The following is an 11,275-nucleotide window of genomic DNA, read 5'->3' as shown; positions in this document are numbered from 1 at the left end:
CCAATCAAGTACGGTGAGCATCGCAGGCCGCCTGGACCGGTGCGCCGCAGGTTTGATCAGACGCAAGCAGCCACTAATCGGCGGTGCTGGCCATGGTTTCCGCATTGTGATGGCGCTGCTGCTCTTCCATCACCATCTCGCCCAGCATGCGCTTCAGGCGGTTGAACTCCGGGTCGCTCGGATCGCGCGGGCGCGGCAGTTCGATGGCCACGTCGCGCTTGATGGTGCCGGGACGGTAGGTCATGACGATGGTGCGGTCGGCCAGGTAGATCGATTCCTCGATCGAGTGCGTGACAAACACGATGGTGGTGCCGAAGACTTTCCAGATTTTCAGCAATTCATCTTGCAGGTTGCGCCGCGTCAAGGCGTCCAGCGCGCCAAACGGTTCATCCATCAGCATGATGGGCGAATCGAGGGCCAGCACGCGGGCAATCGCCACGCGCTGGCGCATGCCGCCCGACAAGTCTTTCGGATAGCGGGCACGGAATTCCGTCAATCCCAGCATGCTCAGCAGCATGTCGACCCGCTCCTTGATCTCGGCTGGCGTCTTGCCGGCGATTTCCAGGCCGAAGGCGATATTGCTCTCGATGGTCATCCAGGGGAACAGCGCGTATTCCTGGAATACCATGCCGCGGTCGGGGCCGGGCTCGGTGATCAGCTTGCCGCCGGCCAGGATCTGGCCCCAGGTCGGCTGCGAAAAGCCGGCGATGGCGTTGAGCAGGGTCGACTTGCCGCAGCCGGACGGTCCCAGCAGGCAGATGAACTCGCCGCTGGCGATTTCCAGATTGATGTCTTTCAGCGCGATGACGTCGCTGCCGCCCGTGGTGAAGATCTTGTTGACTGCATTGATATTGATCGTGGTCATGGCCGTTCCTCTCAGTGTTCCAGGCCGCGGTGCCACTGCAGCAAATGATTATTCAGGGCATTCATGGCGATATCGATGGCCAGGCCGAACAGGCCGATGGTAAACATGCCGGCGATAATCTTGTCAGACCAGAAATACTCGCGCGCTTCGAGGATGCGGAAACCGAGGCCGCTGTTGACGGCGATCATTTCTGCCACGATCACGACGATGAAGGCCGTGCCCATGCCGATGCGCGCGCCGGCCAGGATGTAGGGCGTGGCGGCCGGCAGGATGACGCGGCGGAACATGGTCATCTGGCTGGCGCCCAGGTTGCGCGCGGCGCGGATGTAGATGCCGTCGACCTGGCGCACGCCGGCGATGGTATTCATCAGCACGGGGAAGAAGGAACCAATGCTGATCAGGAAGAACGCTGGCGGATTGCCCAGGCCGAACCACAGGATGGCCAGCGGGATGTAGGCGATCGGCGGAATCGGGCGCAGCACCTGCACCAGCGGGTCGAACAGTTTATAGATGGTCTTGTTGGTGCCCATCAGCAAGCCCAGCGGCAAGGCCAGGCCGGCGCCGATGGCGAAGCCGCCCAGCACGCGCGACAGGCTGGCCCAGGCGTCGTGCGGCAGTTCGCCGGAGAACATCCACACCAGGTAATTGCCCGCTTCCGGCGTGTACGCTTCCATCGGGATCAGGTATTCATACCACTTCACGAGCACGGCCACGGGCGAGGGCAGGATTTGCGGATTGATCCAGCCGAACGTGGACAGCGCCTGCCACAGCAGCAGCACGGCCACGGGCACGATGGCGCCGTGCGCGAAGCGTTTCATCATTTGCATATTCATGGTGAGACTTTCCGATCAGCGTGGGGCGTAGGATTTCTTGGCTTTTTCCAGCAGGTCCAGCTTGACCCAATCCTTGGCGGCAGGCGGTTTGGCCATGCGGCCCACGCCGAATTTCACCATGTAATCGGTGGTCAGCTGCACGTGGCTCTGCGTGATGTCTTCCGTGAAGATGGCGTTGTCGATGGCGTCGCGGTAATCCTCGGTCGTGATCTGGTTCTTGAACATCGATTCGCGCACGTATTTTTCCGCCAGTTTCGGGTCGGCCAGGAAGGCACGGGTGGCGGCGACGAAACAATCCATGAAGCGTTGCGCCACGGCCGGTTTTTCCTTGTACATTTTTTCCGTCATCACGAGGGCGCGCACGGGCTCGCCCAGCGGGGTGTCATACGGCTTCATGATGGCCGAACCGTATTTCTTGTGGATGGCCTGCGTCGAGTACGGCTCGGACTGGCTCATGGCGTCGATATCCTTGGTCAGCAGGGCCTGGTTCAGGTCGGGATAGCCCATGTACAGGATCTGCACGTCCTTGCCCGGCTTGTCGGACCAGGTCAGCTTGGCTTTCGACAATTCGGCAAACAGCAGGATTTCCTGCGGGCCGCCGCGCGTGACGCCGACTTTCTTGCCTTTCAAGTCGGCGATGCCCTTGATGTTCAGGTCGGGACGGCCGACGATCTGCACGCCGCCCTTGGCGAAACCGCCGACCAGGTAGACGGGCAAGCCCGTGGCGCGGCCCGTGATGGCCGCTTCCAGCGCGCTGGCCGAGACGTCGACTTCGCCGGCGATCATGGCGGGAACGATATCGAGACCCTTGGCGAAGATGCGCTCTTCGATTTTCAGGTCGTATTTCGGCGCGATTTCCTTCATATAGGCGACGGCGCCGTAATGGGCGAATTTCAGGTTGCCCAGGCGTACGACGTCGGCCGCGTGGACGGCCAGCGGGAATTGCGCGGCCAGCGCGACGGCGACGGCCAGGGCCTTGGTGTTCAGGAAGGATGAGATGCGGAAGGTGCTTGCCATGCTGTTGTCTCCAAAAAAGGTAGATGGTTTTTATATTCGATGAGGCTGCCGCTCTGGCGGCGGTTATGAAAATATAGAAGCATCTTCCGTGCCAGTGGAGCGCATTTTGGCGTTTATTGCAAGTGATTGTTTATAAAGGCTTAATTTGGATCTATTGAAATGAGGAAATATCCAGATTCCGCTTTTCCGCACGGTGGCGGGAAATGGCGTGCGGATTTCCGCATGGCTGGCGGGGCGGGACGGGGCGCCTGGGCGAGGACGGGGGGCGGCAAGCAGGGGATAAACGCGGGCAAATGCGGGTGAACCTAAATGGCGCGGCCGACTCCAATCGTAAAAAAACGCGTTGCAGAACCAGCTGGCAACGCGTAACTCCCCCGTGGAGTAGGGGGGGCGCGGCACGGGCAGCCTGTCGGCGGCTAGCCGTGCCGGCGCCCTGGCGCCAGCGCCCTTATTTCGGCGCCGTGGCTGGCGGCAACGCCGGTGCGGTGGCGGGGTCGGTCAGGGGCGCGGGCGGCGTGACGTTGCCAGGACCCGCTTCCGGCGTGGCAGGAAGCGGGGCCGGCAGCACTTGTGGCGCGGAACTGGGCATGGGCGCCGTTTCAGGCAGCGGCGCCTCGGCGGGTTTCTTGCAGGCGGACAGGGAGAGCAGGGCGGCGGCGGCCAGCAGAGCAGCTATTTTCATGATGGTTTCCTTTGCAAGTATCAAGAGTATCGCGATGCAGGCGGCAAGCCAGATGGCGACGCCATGCGTGAGCCTTGAATTTATTGCAAGAGTGCCGACGCTTCTGTTCGCCACTTCACCTTCAGCGCACCTTTGCGCCGAATTCAGGTGCGGCGGGTGAGAGCGCGGGATTGAAGATGCGCAAGAGAAATAATTCACTGAGGAAATATTTTTCACTTTCTTGCTTCTAATGTTCGTTAACGCACAGACCGAGGGAGATCAGGCTGGCATTCTGTGGTCAGACGCCCAGGATTTGTGGCTTTCTGGCATAAAAATTGCCAAGAATTTAACAATCCGGGCTACCGGCAATCGTTTAAAAGGAGTATTCAAATGCATGCAATGACTCAGTCTCACGTGAAGAGCGAATTAAAGGCAGCGCACCAGGAACTTCGTAGCCCCGAAAAAGGCTCGCAAATGGTCGAACGCGCGGCCCCTATCCCCCCGGAGCGCATGAATCCCATTTCCATGGCACCGATCGAGCGCGTGCGTTCGACGTCGGCCACCCTGCGCCGTATCGAAAACATGCAAAAGCTGATCGGCGAACTGTCGCTGCACGAGATGCTGGCTGACGAAATCGCCTGGTTCCTCAAGTTTTCGCCATCGGGCGCCCGCAAATACATCCGCGACCTGCGCGAAGCGGGCGTGATCGAGCTGGCACGCTACATCGAAGGCACGGCCACCTATCTGGGCAAGGCAGTGTACCAGTTGACGCCGGACCCTGAGCGCGTGCGCGCCTTCCTGGCCGCCATCGTCCAGCCAAAACGCGAAGGCGCGCCACCGCGCAAGGACCGTCCCGGCCTGCGCGAGCAAAGCATGGCAGGCAGCGGCCGTCACTTCCACATCCTGGCCGATGACACGCATTACGCGATCCGCGTCAACCGTGGTCCCGTGACGCGCGATCCGCTGGTGGCGGCCCTGTTTGGTGCGCCGCAGCAGAAAGCTGCAGAATAAGGCCTGACCAAACCTACTGCGCGGCGCGCTTTGCGGCCTGCGATGCTCACCGTACTAGAGTACGGTTGCGCTTCTTGGCCACAAATCATCGCCGCTCGCTACGGTTTTGTCAGGCGTTGGAACGTTGTAATGAAAGAATGAAAGCCGGGTTGCAACCCGGCTTTTGGCGTTGGAGCCGGCCCGTTGATCTTGGCGGATTGAAAAGATGTTATTCAACCCCATGTGGGCTGGACTGCCCGCCCGTCCCGATGCGGGGTTCATTCGAAGGAGCTTGTCCTTGTCTGCCTACGCCCTGTCTTCCTGTCCCCTTCCCTTGCAACGGGCCGCCGCATGAACCCGCTGCTGTGGATCACCCTCGTCACGGCCGCCATTGTCTTTTCGCTGTGGTTTCCCCGCTGGCGCTTGAAGCGGGCGCTGGCGAAGCCCTTGCCGCCGGAAGGCCTGGCCGTGCTGGAACAGAATATTCCCGTCTATACGCGCATGCCGGCGCCGCTGCAGGAGCAGTTGCGCCGTCTCGTCGTGCAGTTCCTGTACCAGAAGAAATTCGTCGGCTGCGGCGGCCTGGATATCACGGACGAGATGCGCTACACCATCGCCGGCCAGGCCTGCTTGTTGCTGCTCAATCGCCAGACCCAGGTCTACCCCGAACTCGACACCATCCTCGTCTATCCCAACGAATTCATCGTCACGCGCAATGAGGTGGGGCCGGGTGGCGTCGTCACGCCATCGGCCAATGGTTTACTGGGCGAATCGTGGGGCGATGGCCGCGTGGTGCTGGCCTGGGATCACGTGCAGCGCGGCGCGGCCGACTGGACCGATGGCCATAATGTCGTGCTGCATGAGTTTGCGCATCAGCTCGACAGCGAATCGGGCGCCGCGAATGGCGCGCCCTACCTGCCGAATGTGTCGAGTTACCGCAGCTGGGCCACGGTGCTGTCGCGCGACTTCGACAACCTGCGCCACGACGCCATGTACCAGCAGCAAAGCGTGATGGACCATTACGGCGCCACGAATCCGGCCGAATTCTTTGCCGTGGCCACGGAAACCTTCTTTGAAAAGCCATACCAGATGGCCGAGCACCATGAAGAGCTGTACGCGCAATTTCTCCAGTACTACAAGGTCGACCCGCGCGACTGGATGGCGCCGCCGGTGGAACCCGAGCACATGGCCTCGCCATTTCCCAACTACGCGCCGCACTGGTAGGGGCGACGCGGAGCGTCAGCCCAGCAGCCGCTGCTTCAGCAGGGGATAGCTGCTGCGCGAGACGGGAATGCCCGTGCTCGTTTGCGTGTCGAGCGCATATTTGCCACCGGCTCCGATGTGCAGCCGTTTGAAGCCCAGGCTGTTGACGATGTAGGAGCGGTGCACGCGCAGGAAGTGGGGCGGCAGCAGGGCCATCAGCTTGTCGATAGCCAAATCGTGGAAGCACTGTTCGCCGCTGCGCAGCACGATGTTGCTGTAGTGGCCATCGGCCTGCACATGGTCGATCTCGGCCACGGCGATCCACTCCAGCGCCCCCCGTTTCTTGACCGCCAGCGAGGCGGGGCGCGCCGCCGCCGGATCGGCGCGCTCCGTGTAGCGCTGCAAGGCCTTGTGCAGGCGCTCGCGGCTGAAGGGCTTGGCGACGAAGTCGAGCACGCCAAAGTCGAACGCCGTGATCGAGCGTTCCGCGTGGGCCGAGACGACGATGGTCTGGAACGCGGCGTTGCCGGCCAGGCGCAGCAAGTCATAGCCGTCGGCGCCGTGCAGGTGCAAGTCCAGCAGGAGCAATTCATAATCGCCGTGCCGCAGGGCGGCCAGCGCCTGCTCCACCGTGTCATGCAGCGCCAGCGCCGCCAGGCGGGTGCCGAAATGCGCGCGCACCTCGCGCGCCAGGCCTTGCGCGATCAGCGGTTCATCTTCCAGTATCAAGACCTTCATGGCGCCGCCGGCACGGTGAACGTGAGGCGCCAGCCCTGTTGCTGCCGTTCGCTGGCATAGCGGGCGCTGTCGCCAAACACGGCATGCAGGCTGGTGCGGATGTACTGTTCACCCATGCCGCCGCCCGCATGCTGGCGCGGTTCGCCCGCAGGCAAGGTCAGCGTGAGGATGTGCGCTTTCGCCCGGTTTTCCAGGTGCAGCACGAAGATGGCGCCGTGGCGGTAGCGGTTGTGGCTGAACGCATTTTCCAGCGCCGTCAGCAAGGTGGCGGGCGGCACGGTGATCGAAGTCGGATCGCCTGCCAGCTGCAGGCTGCACGGCTGCTGCAGGCGGGTACTCATGATGTTCAGGTAATTGTGGCACAGGGCCAGTTCCTGCGTCAGGGCGATGCTGGGCTGTTGCGCGTACTCGTTGAGCATGCGCAACTCGGCACCGAGCGCCTCGATGAACGCTTCCGCCGCCTGCGGCGATTGCGCGTTGAGTTCGCTGATCAGGCTCAGGGAATTCATCAGGAAGTGCGGCTGCATGCTCTTGCGCAAGAGCTGGTTTTCCAGCTGCTGCGCGCGCGCGGCCGCGTCGCGTTCGCGCAGCAGCTGCGCCAGCAATTGGGCGCACAGGGAAAGCAGCAGGAAGCAGACGACGAGGGCAAAGCCGCCTTCGGCGAATTGGCTGCCGGTCAGGGCGAACAGGCCGCACGAGGCCAGCGCGATGAGCGTGCCGCCGCGGCTGCCCGGCAGGCGGCGCCACAGGGCGGCCAAGTTACATCCCAGGCTGGCGACCAGGCCGACGAGGAACATCAGCCAGCAGCGGCTGTCGAAATGGGCGGGCAGCGCGCCGGCCAGCGCGACGCACGCCAGCAGCAGGGCGGCGGCCAGCGGCCAGTGCGGCAGGCGGTAGGCCGCATGAAAATACAGCGGCAGCAGGGTGGAAAACAGCCAGGTCAGCCCGGTGACGGCATACAGGCGCGGCAGGTGCAGGGGATAGGCGTAGCCGGCAAAGCTGCGCCAGATTTCCGCCAGCAGCAGCAGCGCCGCCACCAGGCACAGCGCGGCAAACATGGCCCAGTGCCGGTGCTGCTGGTACAGCACGCTCAAGGCGAGGAAGAGCAGGGCGGCGGCGCCCAGCGCGCCGGCCAGCAGCAGCGGCGGCAGCCTGTACCATGTCTGGGCCGCGCGGTAATCCTGCCGGTCCACCAGGTACAGCCCGTAGAAGGGCGACGTCAGGCGCGCCGGCACGTGTTGCGTCGACAGCAGCAGGCGCAGATGGTGCTTGCCCACGGCCAGCTGCTGTGGTCTCAGGGGAATGGCGAAATCGATGTCGCCCGCGCTTTCCCCGGCGGCTTGCCGCGCGGGCTGGCCATTGCGGCCGATCCGGATATCATCGAGCCAGAGCTCGCTGGCGGCCAGCGCCGACAGCACCAGCAGCTGCGTCGCTGGCGGCGTGGCGGCCAGAACCAGCTCGCGTTCCGCGCACAGCAGCAGCCCCGGCTTGACCAGCTGCTGCAGCGAGGCGGCGGGCGCCGCCGGACTGGTGCCGCAGGCGCGCCAGCCCCCGTCGAGCGATAGCAGCTCCGTGGCCAGGGCACAGGAGGGCAGGGCCAGACAGCAGGCGAGGCAGCAGCGCAGCAGGGCGTGTAGGAAAGGGAGCATGGCGGGCATTGTAGCTGCTTATTTGCAACTATTTCGCGACGTTTTTTGATAATCCGGTGCCGTTCATGCGGGCCACGTGCATTTCGTGCGCGGCCCGACAAAAGCTGGGTGAACGGTGCGTAAAGGCACTTACCATGAAGCAGCGCCGCGCTATGGACGCGGCCCTCACCATGGAAGCATGACTATGCAAAACAAAAAATATAGCTGTGTCGCCGGCGCGCTGGCGCTGGTGTGCGGCGTGGCCCAGGCCGCCTCCGCTCCCGCTCCCGCTCCCGCTCCCGCTCCCGCCCCCGCGCTGGCCGCGCGCCTGGCCGCCTTCGATGGCTGGGTGGCCCAGCGCATGGACGTGGAGCGCATCCCCGGCGTGACCGTCGGTTTTACCCAGGGCCAGGTGGAATGGGTGAAGGGCTATGGCTATGCCGACCTGGAAAACCGGGTGCCGGCGACGGCCCAGTCCAGCTATCGCCTGGCGTCCGTCACCAAGCCGATGACGGCGGTGGCCATCCTGCAGCTGGTGGAACAGGGCAAGGTCGACCTCGATGCGCCCGTGCAAACCTATGTGCCGTATTTCCCCGTGAAGCCATTTCCCGTGACGGTGCGCCAGTTGCTGGGCCACCTGGGCGGCATCGATGCCTACCGCGACAGCCGGGTAGAGCAGCATTTCAAGGAGCACAAGAATACGCGCCAGTCCATCGCCGTCTTCGAACAGTTCGACCTGATCGCCGAACCGGGCACGCGCTTCCGCTACACCAGCTATGGCTACAACCTGCTGGGCGCCGTCATCGAGGGCGCCTCGGGCGAAAGCTATGGCGGCTACATGCGGCGCCACGTGTGGGGGCCGCTGGGCATGGACGCCACCGTGATGGACGACCCCGACGCCGTGATCGCGCACCGCGTGCGCGGCTACCGGCTGGCCGGCAAGGAGTGGAAAAATTCGGAATTCGTCGACATCAGCAGCCGCTTTTCGGCCGGCGGCACGCGCGCCAGCGTGCCCGATATGCTGGCCTTCGGCAAGGGCATCCATGAAGGCAGGATCCTGTCGGCGGCCAGCGTGGCCACCATGCTGCAGCCGATGGCCACGCGCGCGGGCCGCTTGACGCACTATGGCATGGGCTGGGAAATGCTCCCCACGGGCGGCCGTTACGCCATCGCGCACGGCGGCCAGCAGCCGGAAACCGTCACCTACCTGTTCAGCTTTCCTTCGCGCCAGCTGACCATCGCCGTCGCCGCCAATCTCGAGCGCATCAATCCGGAAGCGTTCGTGCAGCGCCTGTTCGAGGTGGTCACGGGCGAGCCGTGGCAGCTGAAGACGTATATCGCCGAGGCCGGCGCGCAGCGCGATTACCAGGTGGCGCAGGGCCTGTTCGAGGAGGGACGGGCGTATGCCGAGCGCACGCGCCAGCCTTACGCGGATGCGGCCGCCACGCGCGAGGCATTCATGCAAATCAACGGCCAGGCCCTGGCGCCGGACGCCCAGGCGGCGCGCGCCTTCATCGACGCGGCCCGCCATCCCGCTGGGGGACGCGTGTTCCTGGCGGCCGGCGCCGCCATGGCTGAAGCGTTGCGGCAGTCCGGTGCCGACCTGGACAAATACGCCCACGGCGGCGCGCTGGCGTTTGTCCGCGACTACATCGTGCTGTCGCAGGGCGCGCCTGCCGGCGCCATGCCCCGCTTCGCGCCCGCCTTCGAGCAATCCATCGCCAGCCTGGCCGGCAGCTGGGACCGCACTGCCGCCATTGCCTGGCCGGCAGCACCCGCTTCCATCGCCGAACTGGACGGCAAGCTGCAGACAGCCTTCCGCGGCCAGCGCGCCTATCCCGACTTCGTGCCCGAGCTGCTTGACCTGGCGCAAACATCGGCCGCGCGCGGCGAAGCGCAGGCGGCGCTGGCGGCCAGCCGCCTGGCCGTGGCCCTGTATCCGCTCAGCGACCGCGCGCACGCGCTGCTGGGCTTGACCTTGCTGCGTAGCGGCAACACGGAACCGGCCCTTGCCGCGCTGCGCGAGGCGCTGGCCCGCGATCCGCTGGGCGCGGCCGGCCCCGCAGCGCTGAACCTGGAAGCCTACCGCCTGAAGAGCGGCGGTGCCGTCACGCAGGGCATGGCCGTGCTGCAGGCGGCGACGACCTTGCATCCGCGCGACGCGAATCTGCAGGACAGCCTGGGCGAGTTTTATGTCGAGCAAGGCCTGCGCGCGCAGGCGCTGCACGCATACCGCCAGGCATTGCGGCTCGATCCCCGTTATCCGGGCGCCGTCGGCGCCACGGCCGCCATCGCCCGCCTGGAAGCGCCGCCCGCGGCCGCGCCCTGATGGATGGCGCTTAGATGATTTGCTCATAAGCAAGGGTGAAAAGATTCCTTTTTGGAAATAAGGGCGCTGCGGTCTAATGGCGGCATTCATTACGCCACCAGAGGAATTCCATGCAGACCCGTCTTCACTTCGCCGCCCTGTTATTCACCAGCATCGCCTTTACGCAGGTGGCGCAAGCGGACCAGCTGGCCACCATCAAGGCGAAGGGCGAGCTGGTCTGCGGCACCCTGGGCACGGACGAGCCGAACAGCTTCATCGACGCCAAGTCGCGCCAGCTGGTCGGCTATGAAGTGGATCTGTGCCGCGCCATCGCCAAGAGCCTGGGCGTCAAGCCGGTGATCAAGCAACTGGCCGTGGCCGCCCGCATCCCCGAACTGCAGCAGGGCCGCATCGATATCCTGACGGCATCGTTGACGCACAACAAGGAGCGCGAGGCGCTGATCGATTTTTCGCTGTCGACGTTTTACACGGGCCAGCGCGTGCTGGTGAAAAAGAGCAGCAATATCACGACCATCGCGGGCCTGGCCGGCAAGAAAGTGCTGACCGTCAAGGGCGGCACGCAGGAACCGAATCTGCGCAAGGCCGTACCCGGCGTGGACATGGTGACGTTCGAGACGGCGGGCCAGGCTTACCTGGGTTTGCAGCAGGGCAAGGGCGTCGGCTATGTCGACGATGAAGTATCCCTGCTCAACAACTACGCCAAGCTGGGCGCCGCGCAAAAGGATTACCTGGTGCTGCCGCAAAACATCAGCCAGGAAGTGTTTGCCTTCGGCATACGCAAGGGCGAGGCAGGCCTGAAGACGGCCGTCGACAAGGTGCTGCGCGGACTGGAAAAGTCGGGCGAGGCGGAGCAGCTGTTTTTCAAATGGTATGGGCCGACGAGCAATGTGAAGTTCCAGAAACGCACATTCAAGATTGACTCGGACAAGATCGACGCCTGAGCACACTCGCCATGCGGCGCGCCGTGCCCCGTGCCGCGGCACGGTGGCGCTTCCCGGCCACCAATCACTG

The 11,275-nt window shown here is 64.2% G+C and carries 10 protein-coding genes; 4 read left to right on the top strand and 6 right to left on the bottom strand.

The window, feature by feature from the left end:
• Window positions 1-73 precede the first annotated feature (73 nt).
• The 4 genes from O0880_RS24565 to O0880_RS24550 form a co-directional block, all read right to left on the bottom strand.
• Entirely contained in the window at window positions 74-865 is a 792-nt protein-coding gene (locus O0880_RS24565) for an ABC transporter ATP-binding protein (RefSeq protein WP_289889208.1), read from the bottom strand.
• Window positions 866-876: 11 nt separating this feature from the next.
• Complete coding sequence (locus tag O0880_RS24560) at window positions 877-1,698, bottom strand: ABC transporter permease (RefSeq protein WP_071324602.1); 822 nt, start codon at window positions 1,696-1,698, stop codon at window positions 877-879.
• Between the two features lie 15 nt (window positions 1,699-1,713).
• Window positions 1,714-2,715, bottom strand: a complete 1,002-nt coding sequence (locus tag O0880_RS24555; RefSeq protein WP_071324601.1) for an ABC transporter substrate-binding protein — start codon at window positions 2,713-2,715, stop codon at window positions 1,714-1,716.
• Between the two features lie 448 nt (window positions 2,716-3,163).
• Entirely contained in the window at window positions 3,164-3,397 is a 234-nt protein-coding gene (locus tag O0880_RS24550; RefSeq protein WP_071324600.1) for a hypothetical protein, read from the bottom strand.
• Between the two features lie 489 nt (window positions 3,398-3,886).
• On the opposite strand from O0880_RS24550, the gene O0880_RS24545 reads away from it, so the two are divergent.
• Both O0880_RS24545 and O0880_RS24540 read left to right on the top strand, forming a co-directional pair.
• Window positions 3,887-4,387, top strand: coding sequence for a winged helix-turn-helix domain-containing protein (locus tag O0880_RS24545; protein ID WP_010396453.1), 501 nt, complete (start codon window positions 3,887-3,889; stop codon window positions 4,385-4,387).
• 330 nt (window positions 4,388-4,717) lie between these two features.
• Complete coding sequence (locus O0880_RS24540; RefSeq protein WP_289889207.1) at window positions 4,718-5,590, top strand: M90 family metallopeptidase; 873 nt, start codon at window positions 4,718-4,720, stop codon at window positions 5,588-5,590.
• A 15-nt stretch (window positions 5,591-5,605) separates the two neighbouring features.
• Here the strand turns inward: O0880_RS24540 and O0880_RS24535 are convergent, their stop codons facing one another.
• Together O0880_RS24535 and O0880_RS24530 are read right to left on the bottom strand one after the other, a co-directional pair.
• Window positions 5,606-6,307: a LytTR family DNA-binding domain-containing protein gene (locus O0880_RS24535; RefSeq protein ID WP_289889206.1), complete on the bottom strand. Its 702-nt coding sequence runs from the start codon at window positions 6,305-6,307 to the stop codon at window positions 5,606-5,608.
• Window positions 6,304-7,965: a sensor histidine kinase gene (locus O0880_RS24530; protein WP_289889205.1), complete on the bottom strand. Its 1,662-nt coding sequence runs from the start codon at window positions 7,963-7,965 to the stop codon at window positions 6,304-6,306. Before O0880_RS24530 ends, O0880_RS24535 begins: the two co-directional genes overlap by 4 nt.
• 175 nt (window positions 7,966-8,140) lie before the next feature.
• Between O0880_RS24530 and O0880_RS24525 the strand changes: the two genes are divergently transcribed.
• Together O0880_RS24525 and O0880_RS24520 are read left to right on the top strand one after the other, a co-directional pair.
• Window positions 8,141-10,264: a serine hydrolase gene (locus O0880_RS24525; RefSeq protein ID WP_289889204.1), complete on the top strand. Its 2,124-nt coding sequence runs from the start codon at window positions 8,141-8,143 to the stop codon at window positions 10,262-10,264.
• A gap of 110 nt (window positions 10,265-10,374) precedes the next feature.
• Window positions 10,375-11,205, top strand: a complete 831-nt coding sequence (locus O0880_RS24520) for a transporter substrate-binding domain-containing protein (RefSeq protein ID WP_289889203.1) — start codon at window positions 10,375-10,377, stop codon at window positions 11,203-11,205.
• Window positions 11,206-11,275 lie beyond the last annotated feature (70 nt).

It is taken from the genome of Janthinobacterium sp. SUN118, assembly GCF_030397695.1.
GTDB lineage: Bacteria > Pseudomonadota > Gammaproteobacteria > Burkholderiales > Burkholderiaceae_D > Janthinobacterium.
This window is presented reverse-complemented; position numbering and strand designations above follow the sequence as displayed.